At 48.8% G+C, this 23,174-nt stretch carries 18 protein-coding genes; 17 read left to right on the top strand and 1 reads right to left on the bottom strand.

Translation table 11 applies throughout. The features are described 5' to 3' along the window. Positions 1 to 86 precede the first annotated feature (86 nt). Positions 87 to 1,859, bottom strand: coding sequence for an Rqc2 family fibronectin-binding protein (locus FS628_RS14310; protein WP_145322848.1), 1,773 nt, complete (start codon positions 1,857 to 1,859; stop codon positions 87 to 89). A 356-nt stretch (positions 1,860 to 2,215) separates the two neighbouring features. Here FS628_RS14310 and FS628_RS14305 point away from each other — a divergent pair, with 356 nt between their 5' ends. The 17 genes from FS628_RS14305 (at position 2,216) to rpe (ending at position 23,172) form a co-directional block, all read left to right on the top strand. Next, complete coding sequence (locus tag FS628_RS14305; protein ID WP_145322846.1) at positions 2,216 to 5,071, top strand: cation-translocating P-type ATPase; 2,856 nt, start codon at positions 2,216 to 2,218, stop codon at positions 5,069 to 5,071. A 183-nt stretch (positions 5,072 to 5,254) separates the two neighbouring features. Then, positions 5,255 to 6,088, top strand: coding sequence for a diaminopimelate epimerase (gene dapF, locus FS628_RS14300; protein ID WP_145322844.1), 834 nt, complete (start codon positions 5,255 to 5,257; stop codon positions 6,086 to 6,088). Positions 6,089 to 6,226: 138 nt separating this feature from the next. Continuing rightward, positions 6,227 to 8,116 carry a bifunctional homocysteine S-methyltransferase/methylenetetrahydrofolate reductase gene (locus FS628_RS14295; RefSeq protein ID WP_145322843.1) on the top strand — a complete coding sequence of 630 codons (1,890 nt, stop codon included), beginning with the start codon at positions 6,227 to 6,229 and terminating at the stop codon, positions 8,114 to 8,116. A gap of 19 nt (positions 8,117 to 8,135) precedes the next feature. Then, complete coding sequence (locus tag FS628_RS14290; RefSeq protein ID WP_145322842.1) at positions 8,136 to 9,035, top strand: YicC/YloC family endoribonuclease; 900 nt, start codon at positions 8,136 to 8,138, stop codon at positions 9,033 to 9,035. Positions 9,036 to 9,086: 51 nt separating this feature from the next. Next, entirely contained in the window at positions 9,087 to 9,347 is a 261-nt protein-coding gene (gene remA / locus FS628_RS14285) for an extracellular matrix/biofilm regulator RemA (RefSeq protein ID WP_006209218.1), read from the top strand. A gap of 13 nt (positions 9,348 to 9,360) precedes the next feature. Continuing rightward, positions 9,361 to 9,933 (top strand): guanylate kinase, encoded by a 573-nt coding sequence (gene gmk, locus FS628_RS14280; RefSeq protein WP_017687445.1) that lies wholly within the window; start codon positions 9,361 to 9,363, stop codon positions 9,931 to 9,933. A gap of 157 nt (positions 9,934 to 10,090) precedes the next feature. Then, positions 10,091 to 10,303 carry a DNA-directed RNA polymerase subunit omega gene (gene rpoZ, locus FS628_RS14275; RefSeq protein WP_036614619.1) on the top strand — a complete coding sequence of 71 codons (213 nt, stop codon included), beginning with the start codon at positions 10,091 to 10,093 and terminating at the stop codon, positions 10,301 to 10,303. 138 nt (positions 10,304 to 10,441) lie between these two features. Continuing rightward, positions 10,442 to 11,677: a bifunctional phosphopantothenoylcysteine decarboxylase/phosphopantothenate--cysteine ligase CoaBC gene (coaBC, locus tag FS628_RS14270; RefSeq protein ID WP_145322840.1), complete on the top strand. Its 1,236-nt coding sequence runs from the start codon at positions 10,442 to 10,444 to the stop codon at positions 11,675 to 11,677. 3 nt (positions 11,678 to 11,680) lie between these two features. Continuing rightward, positions 11,681 to 14,230 carry a primosomal protein N' gene (gene priA / locus FS628_RS14265; RefSeq protein ID WP_145322838.1) on the top strand — a complete coding sequence of 850 codons (2,550 nt, stop codon included), beginning with the start codon at positions 11,681 to 11,683 and terminating at the stop codon, positions 14,228 to 14,230. Positions 14,231 to 14,346: 116 nt separating this feature from the next. Beyond that, positions 14,347 to 14,835 carry a peptide deformylase gene (gene def / locus FS628_RS14260; RefSeq protein WP_145322836.1) on the top strand — a complete coding sequence of 163 codons (489 nt, stop codon included), beginning with the start codon at positions 14,347 to 14,349 and terminating at the stop codon, positions 14,833 to 14,835. Positions 14,836 to 14,847: 12 nt separating this feature from the next. Further along, positions 14,848 to 15,801 carry a methionyl-tRNA formyltransferase gene (gene fmt / locus FS628_RS14255; protein ID WP_145322834.1) on the top strand — a complete coding sequence of 318 codons (954 nt, stop codon included), beginning with the start codon at positions 14,848 to 14,850 and terminating at the stop codon, positions 15,799 to 15,801. Continuing rightward, a complete protein-coding gene (gene rsmB, locus FS628_RS14250) occupies positions 15,798 to 17,255 on the top strand; it encodes a 16S rRNA (cytosine(967)-C(5))-methyltransferase RsmB (RefSeq protein ID WP_145322832.1) in 1,458 nt (485 codons plus the stop codon). The genes fmt and rsmB overlap by 4 nt, the downstream gene beginning before the upstream one ends. Positions 17,256 to 17,508: 253 nt before the next feature. Then, positions 17,509 to 18,549: a 23S rRNA (adenine(2503)-C(2))-methyltransferase RlmN gene (gene rlmN / locus FS628_RS14245; protein WP_062836114.1), complete on the top strand. Its 1,041-nt coding sequence runs from the start codon at positions 17,509 to 17,511 to the stop codon at positions 18,547 to 18,549. Between the two features lie 7 nt (positions 18,550 to 18,556). Beyond that, positions 18,557 to 19,333: a Stp1/IreP family PP2C-type Ser/Thr phosphatase gene (locus tag FS628_RS14240; RefSeq protein WP_145322830.1), complete on the top strand. Its 777-nt coding sequence runs from the start codon at positions 18,557 to 18,559 to the stop codon at positions 19,331 to 19,333. Further along, the gene (gene pknB, locus FS628_RS14235) at positions 19,330 to 21,522 is read left to right on the top strand and encodes a Stk1 family PASTA domain-containing Ser/Thr kinase (protein ID WP_145322828.1); all 2,193 of its coding nucleotides are present in this window, start codon (positions 19,330 to 19,332) and stop codon (positions 21,520 to 21,522) included. Before FS628_RS14240 ends, pknB begins: the two co-directional genes overlap by 4 nt. Positions 21,523 to 21,602: 80 nt before the next feature. Next, positions 21,603 to 22,511 carry a ribosome small subunit-dependent GTPase A gene (gene rsgA, locus FS628_RS14230; protein ID WP_145322826.1) on the top strand — a complete coding sequence of 303 codons (909 nt, stop codon included), beginning with the start codon at positions 21,603 to 21,605 and terminating at the stop codon, positions 22,509 to 22,511. Between the two features lies 1 nt (position 22,512). Next, on the top strand, positions 22,513 to 23,172 hold the full coding sequence (gene rpe / locus FS628_RS14225) for a ribulose-phosphate 3-epimerase (protein ID WP_145322824.1): 660 nt from the start codon (positions 22,513 to 22,515) through the stop codon (positions 23,170 to 23,172). Positions 23,173 to 23,174 lie beyond the last annotated feature (2 nt).

Below are 23,174 nucleotides of genomic sequence, written 5' to 3'. Positions count from 1 at the left end.
GCAAATACAAAAATCCCCTGAACCATTTAATGGTCAGGGAATTTTTGTATCGTTACTGTTACATCTCACCTTAGGAAATAGTGGTTCTATCCATTTTTAATGGTGGATGGCAGACTCTTGATCAATTCATCATTTGGCGTGACAAACAAGGTCTTTTGATGATCATAGATGACAAAACCCGGCTTCGCACCACTTGGTTTGCGTACATGACGGATAAACGTGTAATCCACAGGCACACTGCTTGATTCCTTGGCTTGGCTGAAATAGGCAGCAAGCTGTGCCGCTTCTTCCAATGTAGCTTCACCAAAGTCAGTACTGCGAATGACCACATGTGAACCTGGAATGTCTTTGGTATGCAGCCAAGTGTCGTTGGAAGAAGCGAGGCGGTTGGTCACATACTCATTTTGCAGGTTGTTTTTGCCCACAAGAATATCAATCCCCTCGGAGGAGGTGAATTGGTGTACGGTCGGACGGTCGCTTTTCTTCTTCTTTTTACCCTTTTTGTTACGGTCACGAAGGTATCCCTGTTGCACAAGCTCATCCCGTATTTCCTCAATATCGTTCATCGATGCAATGGACAGCTGCTGCAACAGGTTATCGAGATAGTCAATCTCGTCTTTAGTTTTGCCAAGCTGCTCATGAATGACAGCCAGACTGTTCTTGTATTTGTTATAACGTTTGAAATAACGTTGTGCGTTGTCAGACGGTGTAAGCAGCGGATCAAGCTGAATGGTAATGTTGGCTTGGTCTTCATCATAGAAGTTCACAAGCTCCACGCTCTTGTCCCCTTTGTGGACCTGATGCAGGGAGGCGAACAGCAACTCACCCCATAGTCTGAACTTGTCCGCATCGTCGGCTTCCAGCAGATCCTTGTTCAGGTTATCCAGCTTTTTGATGTTCTTGCTTCGCTCGTTCTGCAGAAAACGGAGCAGATCACTTACTCTCTGTTTAACCGTGTCCCGTTCGGCCTTGTCTCCGTAATAATCTTCCATGCACTTGCTCATCGTGTCATAGGTTTTCTCCAAATCTTGAATGCTCTGAAGATGAACGGCCGAGAAAATCATTTTGCCTTTGGCGTTCATTCCGGTTACAGGCGTGTAGAGATGATCTCTGACAGGTCCCATCACGGCTTCAAAAGCGTTCCAGAGTGCACCAGCCTCAACTCGGCTCTCACCCTCAACCACAGCCTGAGTGTTCACTGTGCCTTCAGCAGCAATCCCACGGGTAGCAATCTCTCCTGCAATCAGCGGACTAAGACCGCTAAATGAATTCACAAGCCAGCGTGATGCCTCTTCTTCAGCGGCATGATAGCTCTCCTCGAATGCTGCACGGCTCACTTCGAGCGGATTACTTTTATGTTGTTCGGGTGGAGCGGTATACGAGAATCCAGGCATGATTACCCGGTAGCTGCTGATGGACGGAGTCACATGATGAATGCCATCCAGAATCGTTCCAGTTACAGGATCAAGCAAAATAATGTTACTGTGACGACCCATTAATTCAATGATGATGCGTTTAACCGAAACGTCCCCCAGTTCGTCGCGCTGACGCACATTGATGTGGATAATACGTTCCATGCCAATCTGACGGATCTCCTCAATGATTGCACCTTCACAGTGCTTGCGGAGCAGCATGCAGAACATGGGTGCTTCAGTCGGATTAAGGAATGTCTTTTCCGTAAAATGCACACGGGGATATGTCGGGCTTGCCGAAACAAGCAATTTACTATTTCCGCGCTGAGCACGCAGGGTGAGAACTACATCATGGCCATTCGGCTGATGGATTTTGCTGATACGTCCACCAATGCAGCCTTGCAATTCATGAACAATGGCCCGTGTTACAATGCCGTCCAATGCCATTTTTTCCACTTCCTCTCTCTATCGAGCATCTGCATTTTATCATGCCAAATGCTTCATCTATATAACTGAAACGTGCAACCAGGTATGTAAAAAAAGAGGACTGGCTGCAGATTCTTCGTTGCTTGCCTGTTAAACGCTGGAATCAGCACTGCGCAGAACATCGCAGACTTTTATTTTAGCTTATTCTGTCCATCAGGGAAAGGATTCACCTTGCGGGTGCTAATCACAGACCTGTCCGAATACATATAGAGCAGGTAGTTTGTCCGGCATAGTGTACAGCCTGTCGACCAGCGCGCCGGTGAGTCATGTGAGCTTATTTTGCAGATGAAATACAGACTGGGAGGGAACCTTGAAGCATGGAACATACCAAGTGGCATCAACTAAGTGATGAAGAGCTTCGTAACACTCTTGGCGTCAGCCCGCAGGAAGGATTGACGGATGAAGCTGCAGCAGAGAAGAGGAAAGCTATCGGTTCGAATGAGCTGAGCGAGGGGAAAAGTATTTCTCCAATTACGTTGCTCTTGAATCAGTTCAAAGATTTTATGGTGCTGGTATTGATGGGAGCAACGTTGGTATCCGGATTGCTGGGTGAGTATCTGGATGCAGTAACGATCGTGGCCATTATTGTGCTGAATGCCATTCTGGGGTTTGTGCAGGAATTCCGGGCAGAACGATCTCTTCGTGCATTGAAACAGTTGTCCGCACCTCTCGCCAAAGTGCTTCGATCGGGCCAGGAAGTACATCTTGCCGCCAAACAACTCGTACCCGGGGATATTGTCATGGTGGAGAGTGGTGACCGAATACCTGCTGATGTACGCTGGCTGGAAACGAACAGTCTGGATGTCGAGGAGTCGGCACTTACCGGGGAATCTGTCCCCGTAAGCAAACATTGCCTTCCGATTGCCGACGAGGATGTTCCGCTTGGCGATCAGAAGAATATTGGTTTTATGGGGACCATGGTTACTCGTGGCACAGCCAAAGGTGTGGTTATCCGTACGGGAATGGAGACCGAGATGGGCAAGATTGCCGATCTGATCCAGAATACGGAGGAGCAAGAAACACCGCTACAGCACAGGCTGGAACAACTGGGCAAAATTCTGATTTTTGTCGCGTTGGGATTAACCGTCATGGTCGTCGTTGCAGGTATATTGCACGGACAACCAGCTGTCGGCATGTTTCTGGCTGGGGTTAGCCTCGCGGTGGCTGCCATACCTGAGGGTCTGCCGGCCATTGTAACCATTGCACTTGCCCTTGGCGTGCAGCGGATGATCAAGCGTAAAGCTATTGTACGTAAGCTGCCTTCTGTCGAAACTCTGGGCTGCGCGTCCGTAATCTGCTCGGATAAAACAGGCACACTCACCCAGAACAAGATGACGGTAACGGATGTGTGGCTGGAGGGACGTAACATCAAGGTTACCGGGGATGGGTATGCACCTGAAGGACAGATGCTGGAGAACGGTCGAACGGTGGAACTGAAGAGTGACCAGTCCCTGCGCAGAATGCTCCAGATCAGCGCGCTTTGCAACAATGCCAGTATTGTCGAGAGCGTTGCTAGCGAGGTGGGGAGCAAGAAAAAGGGCAAGGATAACAAAAAGGACGGCAAAAAAACGAAAAAAGATGATTTCAAAGAAGAAACAGTTCAACGAGACAATGTATTCTGGGAGCTGAAAGGCGATCCGACGGAAGGGGCACTCGTCACACTTGCCTCCAAAATGGGGCTTACTCCTGCCGGACTCAAAGAGTTGTATGCCCGTCAACAGGAATTCCCGTTTGATTCGGAGCGAAAACGCATGTCGGTCCTGATTCATCACCAGGGAGGCCGAATGATCTACACCAAAGGTGCACCGGATGTGTTAATCGGACACTGCAGTTATATTTTGTGGGAAGGAAAGGTCGTGCCTTTCACTGGAACACTGCGACAGAAAGTCATGGCAGCCAACGAGAGCATGGCTGGAGCGGCACTGCGTGTCCTCGGAATGGCCTATCGTGAAGTACGGCCGGAAGAAAAAGTGGCTGACGAACACGCTGCCGAAAGTCAACTTGTCTTCGTAGGACTTGCAGGTATGATTGATCCACCGCGTCGTGAAGTGAGAGATGCGATTGCCACATGCCGCAAAGCGGGTATTCGTACCGTCATGATCACAGGTGATCATGGAACAACGGCAGAAGCCATTGCGCATCAGCTGGGTATTCTTCCACGAGGAGGCGCTTCGTTAAGTGGTCAGCAACTGGCAGGCATGACAGACGATCAACTGGATAAACAGGTAGAAGGCATCTATGTGTTCTCCAGAGTGTCTCCTGAACATAAGCTTCGCATCGTAAAATCGTTGCAGCGCAAAGGGCATGTCGTCGCGATGACGGGGGATGGGGTAAATGATGCTCCGGCGATCAAAGCAGCAGATATCGGCATAGCGATGGGCATTACAGGCACAGATGTGACGAAGGAAGCTTCTGCGCTCATTCTGAGTGATGATAACTTCTCGACCATTGTGGCTGCCATTGAAGAAGGCCGTAATATTTATGAGAACATTCGCAAGTTTATCCGTTATTTGCTGGCATCGAACGTGGGCGAGATTTTGACTATGTTCTTTGCGATGATGATGGGCCTGCCGCTACCCCTCGTGCCTATTCAGATTCTGTGGGTTAACTTGGTGACAGATGGGTTGCCTGCAATGGCGCTGGGGGTAGATCAGCCTGAGAAAGATTTGATGGAACACAAACCCCGTGGAGCCAAGGAGAATATTTTTGCGCGGAGACTGGGTTGGAAAATCGTCAGTCGGGGTGTATTGATTGGATTATGTACACTCGGCGCGTTCTGGCTCACTCTTCAGGCTGCACCGGATAACCCGGGTCAACTGATCAAAGCACAGTCTGTGGCTTTCGCTACACTCGTTTTGGCGCAGCTTATTCATGTCTTTGATTGCCGTAGTTCACGATCCATCTTCCACCGGAATCCACTACAGAACAAATATCTGGTTCTTGCCGTTATTTCATCGGTTGTACTGATGTTAATTGTCATGTACGTTGAGCCGCTGCAACCGATCTTCAAAACCGTACCTCTAGGTTTGCGTGAATGGGCGATCTGTATTGTTGCTGCAGGCATTCCAACGTTCCTTATGGGCGCAGGCAGCGTGTGGGGTGGTCGTCGTAACCGCCGTCGCATGGGGGGTTCTGGCCGCTTCGTACCGAAAAGTACAAAGTTTTCGGCATAAAATCAATACCTTTTCCTTACCCATTTCGTTATGCTATCCTCAAAATGATCCGAAGCGGCGGCTTTGGCATTTTGCAGGATAGCTTTTTTGGTGTAACTGTTGAATATGAATTTCTATGGTGATCCTGTAGAAGAGCAAGAATATAGCTTTGGCAGCAAACTGCCAAAAGGAGTGGGCAAGGTTATGGAATTTACGAAAATGCATGGACTTGGTAACGATTTTATCGTTGTATTTGGGGAAAAGGAGCTTCCGGCAGATGCTGCAGAATTGGCTGTGAAATGGTGTAACCGTTTCTTCGGCATCGGTGCGGATGGCCTGGTTTATATACTGCCTTCGGAGAAGGCGGACTTTCAGATGCGCATCATGAATTCGGACGGTTCCGAAGCAGAGCAGTGCGGTAATGCCATTCGCTGTGTGTCCAAATATGTATACGATCATGGTCACGTTAGCCAGGAGCAGATCACCATTGAAACGATTGGTGCAGGCGTACAACCGGTAAGTCTCAACATTCGTGATGGTAAAGTGGAAACGGTTCGTGTGGATATGGGTGAGCCTATCCTGAATGGCCTACAGGTACCTACAACGGTGGATGCGAATCCCGTGGTCGATCATTACATTGAAGCCAATGGACATGCGTTCAAATTCACTGCCGTATCCATGGGTAACCCGCATGCGGTCATCTATGTAGATGACGCTGTGAATTTTGACCTCACGACTTGGGGGCCACTTCTTGAAGTGCATCCGATGTTCCCAAAAAAAATCAATGTGGAATTCGCAACAGTTCGTGACCGTGGATATGTGGACATGCGTGTATGGGAACGTGGAGCTGGTCCAACACTTGCTTGTGGAACCGGGGCATGTGCAACACTGGTATCTTCTGTCCTGAATGGTCATACAGATCGTACGGCAATTATCAGCCTCAAGGGTGGGGATCTTCACATTGAGTGGAACGAAGCTGACAATCATGTGTACATGACGGGACCTGCTGAAGTTGTTTTTAAGGGAATCACTTCATAAAAAGTGGAAGGTTTAACCAAAGGGGCCTGCGGGCCTCTTTTTTAATCTGCATCAAAAACCTGTGTTTTTCTTCGTTTTTTAGCGTTTTTTGTGTTACATTAGTATGAAAATGATCACAGCTAGGCGGGGGGAAAAGGGATGAAGGCGGATTTGCGCAAAGTTATGCAGGAACGGGTTCTCGTTGGAGATGGGGCCATGGGAACATTTCTGTACCAAATGGGGTTCCCGGTAGGGATTTCATATGAAGAATTGAACTTGATTTCACCTGAAGTGGTGGCGGATGTACATCGCCGTTATCGGGATGCGGGTACAGAAATATTTGAAACGAATACGTATTCTGCCAATTACGACAAGTTGTCCAAGTTCGGTCTGGAGTCCAAGGTAGAAGATGTGAACCGTGCCGGCGTGCGCATTGCCAAAGAGGTGGCTGGAGCTGACGGTTACGTACTTGGTGCAGTAGGCTCTATTCGCGGCGGCAAGCGGACGAACGTGTCCACAAGTGAACTAAAACGCTTCTATCAACAACAGATCTCTGCTCTGCTCGATGAAGGTGTAGATGGCATTCTGCTTGAGACCTTTTATGATATTGAAGAGATGGATATTGCCCTTTTGCAAGCGCGCAAGCTGAGTGATCTGCCTGTAATTGGACAGTTCGCTGTAGAGGATGTAGGGCATACACTGGACGGATATACGATGCCTGAAGCATTCCGGATCATGCGGGAGCAGGGCGCGGATGTGATCGGTTTTAACTGTCGCTCCGGTCCAAACGGGATTATGCGTGCCATGGAAACCGTCTCTGGACGTATCGGCGTTCCGATGTCCGTCTATCCGAACGCGGGTGCCGCGGATTATGTAGATGGTCAGTTCCGTTATGGTGCAACTCCGGAGTACTTTGGTCAGACGGCAGTGCAGTTTGCCGAACTGGGCGCTCGTATTATCGGCGGATGCTGCGGGACTACACCTGATCATATTACCGCAATGAAAGAGGCGCTCGCCGAATATGTACCTTCGCCTATTTTGGAGCCCGACCCGTCCGAATCCAAAGCTCGTATCGTGTTGCATGAACATGTGGATGAGCGTTCCGGACGTGGAGGACAGCCTACAATCGTTGATCTGGTCAAGCAGCGTCACACGGTCATTGTTGAACTTGACCCGCCACGTGACTTGGACATTGCCAAGTTCATGAAGGGTGCCGAGACACTGAAAGCGGCAGGAGCAGATGCCCTGACCCTGGCGGATAATTCACTAGCGGTTACACGGATGAGCAACATGGCGTTGGGTCACCTCGTTCAGGATCGCACGGGCCTACGTCCACTTGTGCACATTGCCTGCCGTGACCGGAATCTGATTGGAACACAGTCACACATGATGGGTTTTGATGCTTTGGGGATTAATCATGTACTGGCTGTAACAGGAGATCCTGCAAGGTTTGGAGATCTGCCGGGTTCAAGCTCGGTATACGATCTGACTTCTTTTGAAATCATACGCATGATCAAACAGTTGAACGATGGAGTGGCTTTCTCAGGTAAACCGCTGAAGCAGAAGGCTGGTTTTGTCATCGGAGCGGCATTTAATCCCAATGTGAAATATTTGGAGAAAGCTGTACAACGTCTGGAGAAGAAAATTGCCTCTGGCGCAGATTACATCATGACACAACCGATCTATGATCCTGAGTTGATTGTAGCAATGCACGAAGCCACCAAACATCTGGATGTGCCCATTTTTGTAGGTGTAATGCCGCTGGCGAGTGGACGGAATGCAGAGTATCTGCACAACGAGGTTCCGGGGATTCAGCTCTCGGATGAAGTTCGTTCCCGTATGGCCGGTCTGGAAGGCGAAGAAGGCCGTGCGATGGGGGTAAAAATTGCCAAGGAATTGCTGGACGTAGCAACAGCGCATTTCAAAGGGATCTATCTTATGACACCGTTTATGTTCTACGGCATGACGGCCGAACTGACTCAATACGTATGGGAGAAGTCGGAGCATCAATGTCCTACTTGTTTCAACCCTAATAATCAATTACAATAGTAAAACGGATGTGATGCCGATGTCATTCAGTATGACCGGATACGGTCAATCCGCCTTTCATTTTGGCGGCTATAAGGTACAATTAGAGATCAAATCTGTTAATCATCGTTATTGCGAAGTGATGATGCGTCTGCCAAGAGAGTGGACGTATTATGAAGACGGTTTGAGGAAGATCGTACAGGGCCGTTTGAAACGTGGTCGGATTGATGTTTATGTAATGAAAGAAAAAGAGGAAGACCAGGCTCTTCCCGCTGTTCTGAATGAACAGACGGTCAGGGCCTATCTGCAGGCTGCAGAGCAACTGGAGACTCAGTATGGAATGCAGGGCAAACCAAGTATTGTGGATATGCTTGGGCTGCCAGACGTCATGGTTCATTCGGATGGGACAAGTTCCATTCCGGAAGAGCAGAAGGACGAATGGGAGCGAGTGCTGCAGGAAGGATTGAAAGAGGCTTTGTCCAGCCTTGAGCAGATGCGCGCTCGCGAGGGTCTTCATCTGGCCAGTGATCTGGAACGGCGGATTACCCGTCTGGAGTCGCTGCATACCGAGATGCTTGATCTTGCTCCGACTGTGGTAAGTGATTACCGTAACAAGTTAAGGCAACGGCTTACGGAATTGCAGGAAGAAGGCTCTTTCCCTTTTGATGAGCATAAATTGGGTATGGAAATTGCAATGTTTGCCGATCGTTCTAACATAGAAGAGGAGCTTACACGTCTACTCAGTCACTTTGGACAGAGCAGGGAACTGCTGAAGAGTGATGAGCCGGTAGGGCGTAAGTTGGACTTTCTAATTCAAGAGATGAATCGGGAAGTCAATACGATTGGATCAAAAGCCAACCATTTGGCTCTGGTGAATCGTGTTGTCGAGATGAAGGCGGAGCTGGAGAAGATTCGTGAGCAAGCGGCGAATATCGAATGAACAGCCATATTTCGGCATAAGAGTCGCATGTATAGGGGGAAGAACCTGATTATGGCAATCAAACTCATTAACATTGGATTCGGTAACATCGTATCGGCGAACCGGATTATATCCATCGTGAGTCCGGAATCGGCGCCGATCAAGAGAATCATACAAGAGGCAAGAGATCGTCACATGCTGATTGATGCAACGTACGGAAGACGTACTCGTGCCGTAATTATTACGGATAGCGATCATGTCATTCTGTCTGCAGTTCAGCCTGAGACGGTCGCCCATCGTCTTTCTTCGAAAGATGATGACAACGACGAATAAAATGGAGTGTAATATGTCTAAGGGATTACTGGTAGTGTTGTCCGGCCCATCAGGGGTCGGGAAGGGTACTGTATGCAGCGCATTGCGCAAACGGGTGCCGGAATTGATCTATTCCGTATCGGCGACAACCCGTCAGCCTCGTCTGGGTGAAGAACATGGTGTGAACTATTTCTTCAGAAGTCATGAGGAGTTCCAGAACATGATTGCTGAAGATCAATTGTTGGAACATGCGGAGTATGTCGGTAATTATTACGGAACACCGCGTGATTTTGTAGAGAAAACGATTAACGAAGGCCGCGACATCATTCTGGAGATTGAGGTTCAAGGCGCGTTAAAAGTGAAAGAGAAATTCCCGGAAGGGATCTTTGTTTTCCTGCTTCCTCCTTCACTGGACGAGCTGAAAGATCGCATTCAGGGCCGTGGTACCGAAAGCCAAGCGACCATTGATCACCGGATGTCTGTGGCGGTCGATGAGATCAGTCTGCTGGAGCAGTATGATTACGCTGTTGTTAATGATGAAATTGATTTGGCGTGCAAGAGAATAGAAAGCATCATAATCGCCGAACATTGTAAGATCAATAAATAATCCCTTTTGCCGCTGCAGAATGCGATATAAGTGGGGCAGTTGTCATATCATGTATTGGAGCAGTCCATCTTGGACTGTCCAAATATGAAGAGATGCCACATAAGTTCTGTCAGGCGGCAACTTGCGATTATACTAATGCGAAGAGGTGTTTGTTAATATGCTGTATCCTTCTATTGATGAAATGATGAACAAAGTCGACAGCAAGTATTCCCTTGTTGTTGCTGCTTCCCGCCGGGCTAGACAGCTACGTGAAGGTGAAAAAACGGATTTAAGAGGTGCGAGATCCCATAAACAAGTTGGCGTTGCACTGGAAGAAATCTATGGAGACCTGCTCGTTGTCATCAAAGGACAGGACGAAGAAGAAGAGTAAGCCGCCTGCGGCTGCTCTTCAACTGCATACGGCGTAAGCCGGATTAATTGACAACCGCGAGGTTGTTATTTTTTTACGAATAAGCATATTTTAACGGAATCTTCATTCGACGTCGTATAAATATCGGGGGAAATTAACATGTTGAACGGTAAAAAAATCGTGCTTGGTGTGACAGGCGGCATAGCCGCTTACAAAGCGGCAACATTATGCAGCAGACTGGTGCAAAAGGGAGCGGATGTTCATGTAATTATGACAGCTTCCGCTACACAGTTTATTACCGAATTAACGCTGCAAACGTTGACCCGAAATACCGTATATACCGATACATTTGATGAGCGTGAACCAGCCGTTGTATCTCATATTCATCTGGCTGATCTGGCTGATCTTGTTCTGGTTGCCCCGGCTACTGCGAATGTGATTGCCAAGATGGCGCATGGTATGGCAGACGATATGCTCTCAACAACGCTTCTTGCCACGACTGCTCCTGTCATGATTGCTCCAGCGATGAATGTACATATGTATGATCATCCAGCTGTAAAGCATAATATGAACCTACTTGTTGAACGGGGAACCTTGATGATTGAGCCGGGTGAAGGACAGCTTGCGTGTGGTTATGTGGGCAAGGGCCGTCTGGAAGAACCGGAGACCATTGTTGATGTGGTAGAGCGTTTCTTTGAACAGCGTGAGTCTACAGCTCGAGTTCAGAAGGGACAAGATTTACTGTTACAAGGCAAGAAGGTTGTCGTTACGGCTGGAGGTACGATTGAGCGTATTGACCCAGTACGATACATTACGAACGATTCGTCCGGCAAAATGGGATTTGCGATAGCCGCAGCTGCGCGTGATCTGGGGGCAGATGTGAAATTGGTTATGGGCAATACCCAAGCGAAGCCACCGGAGAACGTTGAGTTGATTCCTGTACAGTCTGCACAGGATATGTATGAAGCAGTTACCCGCGAGTGGGATGATGCAGATATCGTGGTTAAGGCGGCGGCAGTTGCCGATTATCGTCTAAAGGAAGTTTACACTGAGAAGATCAAGAAGAAAGGCGACACGCTGTCGCTCGAACTTGTTAAAAATATAGATATTCTTGAAACGCTGGGCAAACAGAAGACCCATCAGTTTTTGATTGGTTTTGCTGCGGAAACTCAGTCGGTTGAGATGTATGCACGTGAGAAACTGGAACGGAAAAACTGTGATCTGATCGTAGCCAATGACGTAACCCGAACGGGTGCAGGATTTGGAACAGACACCAACGCGGTACATATCTATGACCGGGAGGGTTTGGTGGAGGAGCTTCAAGTGATGGCCAAGCACGATGTGGCTCATCGGTTGCTCCGGATTGCGGCGGAGCGCATTGCCGGGAGGAATTAGGATATGGAGATTGCCAAGGTCATTGTCGATGTTCCTGTAAAGGAAACAGACCGGCCGTTTGATTACTTGGTACCTGAATCGATGAGGGAATGGATCGAGATCGGCAGCCGAGTGGGTGTACCTTTTGGCCATCGGACGGTGCAGGGATTCGTGATTGATCTTGTACCACGTACCGGGGAGGAATCATTCAAGCTGAAGCAAATTCAGGAGTTGCTGGACATTGTTCCCCCATTGTCAAAAGATTTGGTTGAACTGGCCGAATGGATGAGTGGACGTTATGCCAGTAATCGGATTTTGTCGTTGCAGGTGATGGTACCGACGGCATTGAAAGGGAAAGCAGAACGATACATCTCATTGGGAGATGCACTGGACGGAGAGGTCGCCAGTACACAACCGGATGATGAGGTGTTATTTGTTTGGGGACAAGAGTCTACGACCGAGAAGGTGCAGCAGGATATCATCCGTTTTGTCAAAAGTCGGGGTCAGGTACCGCTGCAACAGCTCAGTCGGAAATATCCGAACCATGCTGCACTAATCAAGAAATTATTGCTTGGTGGTGTACTGCTGGAAAGTCAGGCCATCAAGGATAAGCTGAATAAGAAAACAATGAAGTCTGTTGATCTGGCCGTAGATATTGCTGCTGCTCAGGAAGCACTTGCTTCGTTCCCGGCGAAAGCACAGCGGCAGAAGGAGATTCTGGCTTTTTTGCTGGAAATGAAAGAGCTTCTGCCCATGCCGATGAAAGAAGTGTTATCTACATTGCAGGTATCGGCAGCAACGATCAAGGGTCTGGAGGAAAAGGGACTGATTGTAACCGAGGACGTCGAGGTCTTTCGTGACCCTTATCAGGGTAGGAAGTTCAAAGCGACTGAACCACTGGTACTGACCGATGAGCAAAAACATGTTTATGACAATATCAATGGCCGATTGCAGGAACAGCGCCATGGGGTATTTTTGCTGCATGGTGTCACGGGTAGTGGCAAGACAGAAGTCTATCTTCAAACCATTCAACAATGCATCGAGCAGGATCGGCAGGCCATCGTACTGGTGCCCGAGATTGCATTGACACCACAGATGGTAGAGCGTTTCAAAGGGCGCTTCGGCGACCAGGTTGCTGTCATGCACAGTCGTCTGTCTGGCGGTGAACGTTATGATGAATGGCGCAAGATTCGTGAGGGTCAGGTGAAGGTTGCGATTGGGGCACGTTCAGCGGTATTTGCTCCGTTCAATCGGCTTGGACTGATCATTATGGATGAAGAACACGAGACTTCCTACAAACAGGAGGAAACTCCGAAATATCATGCCCGTGATGTAGCGGTAAAAAGAGCACAGCAGCATCAGGCCGTGGTCGTTCTAGGTTCAGCGACACCTTCGCTGGAAAGTTATTACGCTGCACGGTCGCAGAGTAATGACGATTTTGCACCACTCTTGTTGGAGATGCCAACTCGGGCACTAGGGAACAAGCTGCCTGAAGTGCGGATCGTTGACATGCGTGAAGAGTTGAAGGATGGCAACCGCTCCATGTTCAGCAGGGCTTTGCATAAAGGGCTGGAGGAGCGTTTGGAACGTGGTGAACAGACGGTGCTTCTGCTGAATCGCCGTGGATATTCGACCTTTGTCATGTGCCGAAGTTGTGGATATGTGGCGGGCTGTCCCGAATGTGATATTTCATTAACGTACCATCAGCGCTCCAATAATCTCCGTTGTCATTACTGCGGGTATGCGGAAGCGGCTCCTGAAGTGTGCCCGGACTGTGGAAGTGAGCATATTCGATATTTTGGTACAGGTACGCAGCGTGTCGAGGAAGAGCTCGCGAAGCTCTTTCCAGGTATTCGGGTCATTCGAATGGATGTGGATACGACAACAGAAAAAGGGGCGCACGAGAAGCTGTTGAAACAGTTTCGTGAGAAAAAGGCAGATGTATTACTGGGCACCCAGATGGTTGCGAAGGGACTTGATTTCCCGGATGTAACCCTGGTTGGCGTGATAACAGCGGATTCAGCACTGAATTTACCTGATTTTCGTGCTGCCGAAAAAACGTTTCAGTTGCTAACACAGGTAGCTGGCCGAGCCGGTCGGCACCAATTGCCTGGTGAGGTGTTTGTCCAGTCCTACACGCCGGAGCACTACTCTATTGGGCATGCAAGTCAGCATGACTATGTATCGTTTGTACGTGAGGAACTATTGCACCGCCGCAATTTGCAATATCCGCCTTACTGTCGCCTGATTCTGGTGACCTTTTCGCATGAGCAGCTTCCGGTATTGATTCGTCTTGCCGAGAACTATACGCGGATACTGAAAGAGAAGGCTAATGCGGCCGGATGGCTCGGCAGTCTGGATCGTTTCAGCAATGATGCTTTTGATGTGCTGGGGCCGGTAGCGTCCCCGATTCCACGGATCAAGAATAGATACAGATTCCAATGTATGATAAAATGGCGGGGGGATGTAGACGCCATAGGACTTGCTCTGGCAACAGCCCGGCGTATGGACGATGATGTTCAGGCGCAGAAATTGCTGATTAGTCTGGATGTAGACCCGCAAATGTTAATGTAAGCATTTTGCAGCAATGCGGATGTAAACAAGCGGTATAAACATAGATTAAAAATGAATACCCAAAAATACAGATATCGTCCTGAAATTATGATGAGGATTAGGAAGGTGCTTACAACATGTCGATTCGCATTATCGTTCAAGAACCAGATGAGGTGCTCCACAAGAGAGCCAAAGAAGTAACCAAAATTACACCAAACGTACAAAAATTGCTGGATGATATGGCTGACACCATGTACGATGCGGAAGGTGTGGGTCTTGCGGCACCACAGGTCGGCATTTTGAAACGTCTGATCGTAATTGACGCAGGTGATGAGCAAGGGCTGATCAAGATGATTAACCCGGAGATTATTGCAAGTGAGGGAGAGCAATTCGGACCGGAAGGTTGTCTGAGTATCCCTGGAATTAATGGTGACGTTCGCCGTTTTGAGACTGTGACAGTCAAAGGTCTGGATCGTGAAGGTAAAGAGTTGATTATTACGGGTAGTGGCCTGCTGTCCCGCGCATTCCAGCATGAAATTGATCATCTGGATGGCGTACTCTTTACGGATATCGCCGAGAAAGTGTACGAAATTGCAGCAGATCAAACGGGACCGCGTCGTAATTAAGGAGTGATCGATTTGAATATTGTTTTTATGGGAACACCTGAATTTGCAGTTCCTTCTCTCGATATGTTGATTGCAGAGGGATACAATGTGGTTGGTGTGGTGACTCAGCCTGATAAACCACAGGGGCGCAAAAAAGTACTTACGCCAACACCGGTTAAGGCCGCGGCAGAACGCCACGGTCTGCCGGTGTTTCAACCTGTTAAATTGCGTGATCCGGAAGCCGTAGCACGCTTGGCTGAATGGAAGCCGGATCTGATCGTGACCGCGGCCTTTGGACAGATTCTGCCCAAAGCCGTGCTGGATATGCCTGTTCGCGGTTGTGTGAACGTGCATGGCTCTCTTTTACCGAAATATCGTGGAGGAGCCCCGATCCAACGTTCCATTATTAACGGAGAATCCGTGACAGGAGTCACATTGATGTATATGGCTGAAGGCCTGGATACCGGAGATATGATCTCGCGTGTGGAACTGCCGATTACGGATGAAGATACATCAGGGTCGATGTTTGATAAATTAAGTGAGGCTGGTTCCAAACTGCTTCAGGCAGAAATGCCACGTTTGATTGCGGGCGAGACAACGGCTGTCCCTCAGGATGATGCCGAAGCTTCGTATGCTCGTAATCTGACTCGAGAAGACGAGAAAATGGACTGGAGTCGTACTTCACGTGAATTGTTCAATCAGATCCGCGGCCTTGTGCCATTTTCGGGTGCATTTACGATGTGGGATGATCAGGTCTTCAAGATCTGGGCTGCGGCTAACCCCGATCAGGTGGATCTGGCAACTTCTTCGGATGCTGGACAAGCAGAGCCGGGAACGGTGTTGCAATTGAACAAAGCAGGGATTGAAGTTCGTACAGGTAATGGCTCGCTTTGGTTAACTGAGGTGCAGCCTGCAGGCAAAAAGGTGATGCAAGCCGCTGACTTTGCTCGCGGTGGTACACTGAAACCTGGAATGGTGCTGCGATGAGCGGTAATACATCGGGGCGTGAAGGAAACCGTCGTCCGAATTCAGGTAAAGTGGGTGGCGCAGGAAATGCTTCCGCTAATGGTGCATCTCGCTCCCAGAAACCCAAAACATCTGCTCGTGCCTTGGCAGTGAAGGTGCTCAGTGCAGTTGAGCAAGATGGAGCATATAGTAATCTGGAGTTGAACCGTCGTTTGAAAGAGGCGGATTTAAGCCCCGCAGATGCCGGACTAGCTACCGAATTGGTGTACGGAACAATTGCTAGATTGAATACACTTGATTACTTCTTGGAACGTTACGTTGCCAAAGGGGTATCCAAACTGCAACCTTGGGTCCGCAGCCTGCTACGGATTAGTGTATATCAGATGATATACCTGGATCGTATTCCGGAGCATGCCGTGGTGAGCGAAGCGGTCAATCTGGCCAAGAAACTGGGTCATCAGGGAATCTCGGGCATGGTGAATGGAGTGCTCCGCAATATGATCCGCAATCGGGATCAACTTCGTATTCCAGAACATCTGCCCGCTGCCGAGCGTATTTCACTTGAGCATTCCCACCCGTTATGGATGGTAGAACGCTGGATTGCCCAGTACGGCGAGGAGACGGCGGAAGCGATCTGTCGTGCGAATAACGAGCCGCCAGCGGTGAGTGTTCGGGTCAACACTACGATGACCACACGGGAGAAACTGATGCATGAGATGAGCAGCACAGGTGCAGTTGTTGAAGCTTCTCGGCTGAGTTCCGATGGTATTCTTGTACGTAGTGGCGGAAACATGGCTCTAACGTCCTGGTATCGGGACGGATTGTTCTCTGTACAGGACGAAAGTTCCATGCTCGTCGCTGAAGCGGTTGCGCCTGAAGAAGACCAGCTCGTATTGGATTGCTGCGCAGCGCCAGGGGGTAAAACAGCTCACATGGCGGAGAAAATGCACGATCGCGGTCGTATTGTCGCTAACGATGTACATGCTCACAAGCGCCAGCTGATCCTGGAACAGGCGGAGCGTCTCGGTCTAAGTTGCATCGATGCTGTAACAGGGGATGCTCTTGATCTGAATGAGCGGTACCCGGAAGCGTCGTTTGACCGTATTTTGCTGGATGCACCATGTTCCGGTCTCGGTGTTATTCGTCGCAAGCCAGACGTGAAATGGACCAAATCCGTAGAAGATATCGAAGATATCGCAGGCCTGCAGCGTGAACTGCTTGATCGGGTTGCCCCGTTGTTAAAACCAGGCGGTATTCTGGTTTATAGCACGTGTACGATTGAGCCTGCTGAGAATGAGGATATGGTTGCAGACTTCTTGAAGCGACATCCGGAATATAGTCCTGTGGAAACGTCTGTCTGGTCCGAAGCGGAGACAGAGAACTTGAAGGTCGTCAACGGTGGCGTTCAGATTTTGCCACAATACGCTCACAGCGACGGATTTTTCATCGCACGGTTGACAAAAACAGTGGAATAACAGTTTAATAGAGCACGGAAGGATGACCGCCGAGGGGAACTTCGGCGGATTTCTTTGTGATGGGACATCGAGATTTTGGTCAGACAAAAGGGATGACAGGGTGCGATGGTGGCATTGAGGTGTTATAATGCATGAAGTACAGACATCAAGGGTATACATGGATGTAAAGTGGTCTTTGTGATAGAATAGGACGAATGGAACGTAAAGTAGAAGCCAAACGAAAAGAAAAGAAGGAATAGGTGTTGACAACAAAATGAAACCTTTTATATATGATTATTCTCTGGAAGAACTGCAGCAATGGGCTGTGGAGAATGGGGAGCCGGCGTTTCGCGGTGGCCAAATCTTTGACTGGATTTATGTAAAACGCGTGAATGATTTCAGTGAAATGACCAATCTGTCCAAGCCATTGCGTGAAAAGCTGACAGAGCAATTTGAATTTGTAACGCTTAAGGAAATTACCAAGTTTGAATCCAAGGATGGAACGGTTAAATTCCTCTTTGGTCTTCATGATGATCATGCCATTGAGACAGTAATTATGAAGCACAACTACGGAAACAGTATCTGTGTAACCACACAGGTTGGATGTCGTATTGGTTGTACGTTCTGTGCGTCCACGTTGGGTGGACTCAAGCGTAACCTTACGGCTGGTGAGATTGTTGCACAGGTTGTACAGGCTCAGAAAATTTTGGATGAACGCGGTGAGCGTGTCAGCAGCATCGTAATCATGGGTTCGGGTGAACCTTTCGAAAACTATGAAGCAACGATGACTTTCTTGCGCATTATGATTCATGAAAAAGGACTGAATATCGGTCAGCGTCATATCACAGTTTCAACGAGCGGGATCGTTCCGAACATCTACAAGTTTGCGGATGAAGATACACAGATCAACCTCGCCATTTCGATCCATGCACCGAATGATGCATTGCGTTCGAAATTGATGCCGGTTAACCGTCGTTTTCCTTTTGAAGACGTGATGGAGTCCCTTCGTTATTATCTGGCCAAAACAGGTCGGAGAATTACGTTTGAATATGCACTCATTGGTGGGGTAAACGACCAGCCAGAGCATGCAGCAGAACTGGCAAGCGTGCTTAAGAACATGTTGTGCCACGTGAATCTGATTCCGGTTAACCATGTTCCTGAACGCAAGTATGTAAGAACATCGAGAAGCGACATTTTCAATTTTCAGAAGATTCTCTCGGAACAGGGTGTTAATGTAACCATTCGTCGTGAACAGGGACATGATATTGCTGCCGCTTGCGGTCAGCTTCGTGCAAAGCATATGGAGTTGAGGTGAGAACGTTTTGATCAAAACAGTTCATGTGAGCCATATCGGACGGGTGCGTTCGGTGAATGAAGATTCAGCCTGGATTCGTAATCTCGATACAGGATATATTCTGGGTATTGTTGCCGATGGCATGGGTGGACATCTTGCAGGGGATACGGCAAGCCGCTTGGCAGTGGAGACGTTGGTGCACGATCTGGGAACGCTGGAACCAGGTCTGTCGCATGCGTCTCTGTCTGCAGCTCTCAGCGATGCTATTTTGCATGCCAACGAAGTTATATTCCGCACGGCATCTACAGATGACAAGTACCACAACATGGGAACAACGGTGGTTGCAGCGTTATTGAACGATACGGAAGGTGTGATTGGACACATCGGTGATAGCAGAGCTTACAAAATTGCGAATAAAGCTGTGATCCAGCTGACCGAGGACCATACACTGGTGAATGAATTGTTCAAAAACGGCCAGATCAGTAAAGAGGATGTGTCACATCACCCACGTCGCAACGTGCTGACTCGTGCGCTTGGAACAGATGCCGAAGTGAAGGTGGATCTGGATACCGTTAAGCTGGAGGAAGGCGAAGTTCTTCTCCTGTGCAGTGACGGTCTCAGTAACCTGGTCAGCAATGAGCAGATTATTCAGGTTGCCGGCAATCAGGAACTGGCATTGGAAGATCGTGCAGACCGACTGCTTCAGTTGGCTTTACTTGCTGGTGGAGACGATAACATCACGGTTGCATTGTTCGAGTTGCAGAAGGAAGGTTCCGTGGATACGGAAACGGGGTGTGAGTCATGATTGGGCACCAGCTAGGCGGACGATATGAAGTGATTGAGCGAGTCGGGGGTGGCGGCATGGCTCTCGTGTACAAAGCCCAGGATCTTCTGCTGAACCGGAATGTAGCGATCAAAGTCCTTAGACAACAGTTTGTGCATGACGAAGAGTTTATTCGCCGTTTCCGCAGGGAAGCACAATCGGCAGCCTCACTGTCTCATCCGAATGTAGTCAGTATTTATGACGTGGGACAGGAAGATGACGTTCATTATATTGTCATGGAGTATGTGGAAGGCAAAAACCTGAATGAAATCATTAAAGAACGTGCGCCTCTGCAGGTGGACGAGTCGGTAAGAATTGCTTCCCAGATCGCAGATGCGCTTGATCATGCACATCATAATCAAATCATTCATCGGGATATCAAACCCCATAATATATTAATTGGCCGGAATGGCCGTGTGAAGGTAACAGATTTCGGGATCGCTCGTGCCGTTACTTCTACAACGATTACGCAGACAGGTTCCGTAGTCGGTTCTGTGCATTACTTCTCACCGGAGCATGCCAAAGGCATCGTGACGGGCGAAAAATCGGACTTATATTCTCTTGGTATCGTATTGTACCAAATGCTGACTGGGCAACTTCCGTTCTTGGGAGAAAGTCCAATCAGTGTAGCGTTGAAGCATTTGCAGGAAGAGTTCGATGAACCACGCAAATTCAATCCATTGATTCCGCAAAGTGTGGAAAATGTCATTCTGAAATCGATGCGCAAAAATCCGCAGGAACGTTATCAGTCAGCCAAAGAAATGCAGACCGATCTGGAAACTTGCCTGATGCCGGAGAGACGCAATGAAACGAAGATTGATTTTCCGGATGAGGATGATATAGACCAGACTCGCGTCATGCCAGCGATCAAGCCTGAACCGCGCGGAGTTACATCGACCGGTGCAGTGCCAGTGATGGAGTCTGACGAAGAAACTGGCAAGGGTAAGGCGAAATCCAAGAGCTGGAAGAAGCCAGCACTACTCATTTCATTAACCGTTCTTATTCTAATCGCCATGGTGGGCGTTGTATGGTATGTCAAGGGTATGCTGGTTGTACCTGAAGTTACCGTGCCTAACGTGATCACCCAGACGGAAGAAAAGGCTCGGGAAATACTTGAGGAGAAAGGACTCGTCGTCAGTGATGAGATCATCCGTCTGTATCAGGAAGGTGTCGAACCCGGTATTGTCTTTGACCAGAGCAGAAAAGAAGGAGATGTCGTCAAAGAAGGTTCCGAGGTCCAGATCAGTGTTGGTGCTGAAAAAGAACTGCTGAAGATGATTGATGTCAAACAAGAGACTTATGATGAAGCTGTCAAGAAATTGACTAAGCTTGGTATTAAGGAAGATCAGATTCAGCGGAAAGATGATTTCTCCAATGATGTGGCTTCAGGTACTGTTATTTCCCAGACACCTGGCGTCAATGAGGAATTCGATCCAGAGGCGGTTCAGATTGAGTTAACCGTAAGTAAAGGCGCTGAAACGATCAAAATGCCTGATCTGAAAAACCTTACCCGCAGTGAAGCCGAAGAAAAAATTAAATCTGCTGGACTGGAACTAGCTCAGGTGCAGGAAGAACTAAGTTATACGGTGGAAAAGGGCAAAGTGACGCAGCAATGGCCTGTGGAAGCGGGCACAGACGTACGTCCTGGCGATAAGATTACGATCTTTATCAGTACAGGGTATCCGCCTGAAGCGCTGCAATATCCTTTTGATATCAATGTATCACCCAAAGAAGAGGGCAAAAACAGTAAAATCCGTATCACATATGAAGACGCACGCGGCAAGAATCAGGAATGGGGAACTCGCACCGTCAATTCAACCCAGATGCTGACTATTCCCCTTGTGCTCGCTCCAAATGAAAATGGGGCTGTGTCCGTGTATCGAGATGGACAGTTCCTGGACACGTATCTTGTCTCCTACAGTGAAGCCAAAAACGGAACAGTGATTGTACCTTCCATTGACCCGGAACAAAGCACACAGCCACCGCCAGAGAATGAGCCTGATCCGGGTGCAGGTAGTGGTGAAGAAGGCAGTGTTGACCCGAACCAGGAGGGTGAGCCTGAGTCTACACCGGCAGATGGTGAGGGTGACAATGAAGAGGAAGATACCTCTGCCCTGAATAACGATAAAGGTCATGGCAAAGGAAAAGAAAAAGAAAACGGAAGTCGTTAACGCATCAAGCCGTCCATAAGGGCGGCTTATGCTGGCGTCTGGAGTAAATGTACCACCATCTAAAGGAGGGCGACGGAGCTATGCCAGAAGGTATCATCGTTAAAGCGCTAAGCGGTTACTATTATGTCATGCCAGTGGAAGACAACGGGGTTCCTTCGGTTGAAGGTTCCGCCGTTCAATGCAGAGCCAGAGGTATCTTCAGAAAGCGGGGAACATCACCGCTTGTAGGTGATCGCGTCAGCTACATGTTGACTGAGAACGGAGAAGGAACGGTAGATGAAATTCGGAAGCGTGAGACGGAACTTATCCGTCCTCCTGTAGCCAATGTAAGTTTGGCTGTTCTCGTGTTCTCTGTGAAGGAACCGGATATGAACCTAAATCTGTTGGACAAGTTCCTTGTTCACATCGAGCAGGCGGGACTGGATGCACTCATTGTGTTGACCAAACTGGATTTGGCAGATCCAGCCAAAGATACCATTGCTGAAGTGAAGGCATTGTATGAACAGGTGGGTTACGAAGTAATCTCGACAAGTTCACGTACCGGTGAAGGCAGTGAATTGCTCAGAGACCGTCTGGCTGGTAAGATCAGCGTATTCTCCGGACAATCCGGTGTGGGCAAGTCTTCGATGTTAAATGCATTGATGCCGGGCCTGACGCTGGAGACAAATGCGATCAGCATGCGTCTCGGACGAGGGAAACATACCACCAGACACGTGGAACTTATACCCCTGGATAATGGCGGGTTCGTCGCAGATACGCCGGGATTCAGCCAACTGGACTTTCTAGAGATCGGTGTGGAGGAACTCTCTACTTGTTTCCGGGAATTTGCCCAGTTTGCAGATCAGTGCAAGTTCCGAGGCTGTACCCATACACATGAACCAGGCTGTCGTGTGCTTGCGGCCAAGGAGGAAGGTCTAATCTCCGAAAGCCGATATCAGCACTATGTGCTGTTCCTTACCGAAATGAAAGATAAGAAGCGGAGGTATTAACATGATTAAAATTGCCCCATCGATATTATCAGCTGATTTTGCCCGACTTGGTGCGGAAGTAGCAGAAGCCCAAGCTGCAGGAGGAGACTGGATTCATGTTGACGTTATGGACGGTCATTTCGTCCCTAATATTACGCTTGGACCTGCGATTGTAAAGGCGATCGCTCCACATACAAGCTTGCCGCTCGATGTGCATTTGATGATTGAGAATCCGGAGCGTTATGTTGAGGAATTTGCCAAAGCGGGCGCAGCGGTAATTACCGTTCATGCTGAGGCTTGTGTACATCTGCACCGCGTTATTCATCTGATCAAGGAGCAGGGAGTAAAAGCAGGAGTAGCCCTTAATCCGGGAACGCCAGCTAGTGCCATTCTGGAAGTTCTTGATGATGTTGACATGGTTCTGGTCATGACAGTAAATCCTGGTTTTGGCGGACAGGCATTTATCTCGGGTACCATGAACAAAATCAAGCAGATTCGTACCTGGTTGAATGAAAAGGGACGCCATGATGTACATATCGAAGTAGATGGCGGAATTGCTGCCGACACAGCCCCGCTTGTGGTGGAAGCTGGAGCAGATGTACTCGTTGCCGGAAGTGCTGTATTTGGCCGTGAGGATCGTGCTGCTGCGATTACTGAAATTCGCCGTAGCTACGAGGGCTAATC

The organism is Paenibacillus xylanexedens (assembly GCF_007676705.1).
In the GTDB taxonomy this organism is placed as follows: Bacteria; Bacillota; Bacilli; order Paenibacillales; family Paenibacillaceae; genus Paenibacillus; species Paenibacillus xylanexedens_C.
The sequence above is the reverse complement of the archived record's forward strand: the minus strand, read 5'-3'. Positions and strand labels throughout refer to the sequence as shown.

Excerpts from the sequence above, each read along its gene's own strand:
- pknB (WP_145322828.1), top strand. The coding sequence starts at position 19,330 with ATGATTGGGCACCAGCTAGGCGGACGATATGAAGTGATTGAGCGAGTC.
- FS628_RS14310 (WP_145322848.1), bottom strand. The coding sequence starts at position 1,859 with ATGGCATTGGACGGCATTGTAACACGGGCCATTGTTCATGAATTGCAA.
- rpe (WP_145322824.1), top strand. The coding sequence starts at position 22,513 with ATGATTAAAATTGCCCCATCGATATTATCAGCTGATTTTGCCCGACTT.
- def (WP_145322836.1), top strand. The coding sequence starts at position 14,347 with ATGTCGATTCGCATTATCGTTCAAGAACCAGATGAGGTGCTCCACAAG.
- rpoZ (WP_036614619.1), top strand. The coding sequence starts at position 10,091 with ATGCTGTATCCTTCTATTGATGAAATGATGAACAAAGTCGACAGCAAG.
- dapF (WP_145322844.1), top strand. The coding sequence starts at position 5,255 with ATGGAATTTACGAAAATGCATGGACTTGGTAACGATTTTATCGTTGTA.
- rsgA (WP_145322826.1), top strand. The coding sequence starts at position 21,603 with ATGCCAGAAGGTATCATCGTTAAAGCGCTAAGCGGTTACTATTATGTC.
- FS628_RS14295 (WP_145322843.1), top strand. The coding sequence starts at position 6,227 with ATGAAGGCGGATTTGCGCAAAGTTATGCAGGAACGGGTTCTCGTTGGA.
- rsmB (WP_145322832.1), top strand. The coding sequence starts at position 15,798 with ATGAGCGGTAATACATCGGGGCGTGAAGGAAACCGTCGTCCGAATTCA.
- coaBC (WP_145322840.1), top strand. The coding sequence starts at position 10,442 with ATGTTGAACGGTAAAAAAATCGTGCTTGGTGTGACAGGCGGCATAGCC.
- remA (WP_006209218.1), top strand. The coding sequence starts at position 9,087 with ATGGCAATCAAACTCATTAACATTGGATTCGGTAACATCGTATCGGCG.
- priA (WP_145322838.1), top strand. The coding sequence starts at position 11,681 with ATGGAGATTGCCAAGGTCATTGTCGATGTTCCTGTAAAGGAAACAGAC.
- FS628_RS14305 (WP_145322846.1), top strand. The coding sequence starts at position 2,216 with ATGGAACATACCAAGTGGCATCAACTAAGTGATGAAGAGCTTCGTAAC.
- FS628_RS14290 (WP_145322842.1), top strand. The coding sequence starts at position 8,136 with ATGTCATTCAGTATGACCGGATACGGTCAATCCGCCTTTCATTTTGGC.
- rlmN (WP_062836114.1), top strand. The coding sequence starts at position 17,509 with ATGAAACCTTTTATATATGATTATTCTCTGGAAGAACTGCAGCAATGG.
- gmk (WP_017687445.1), top strand. The coding sequence starts at position 9,361 with ATGTCTAAGGGATTACTGGTAGTGTTGTCCGGCCCATCAGGGGTCGGG.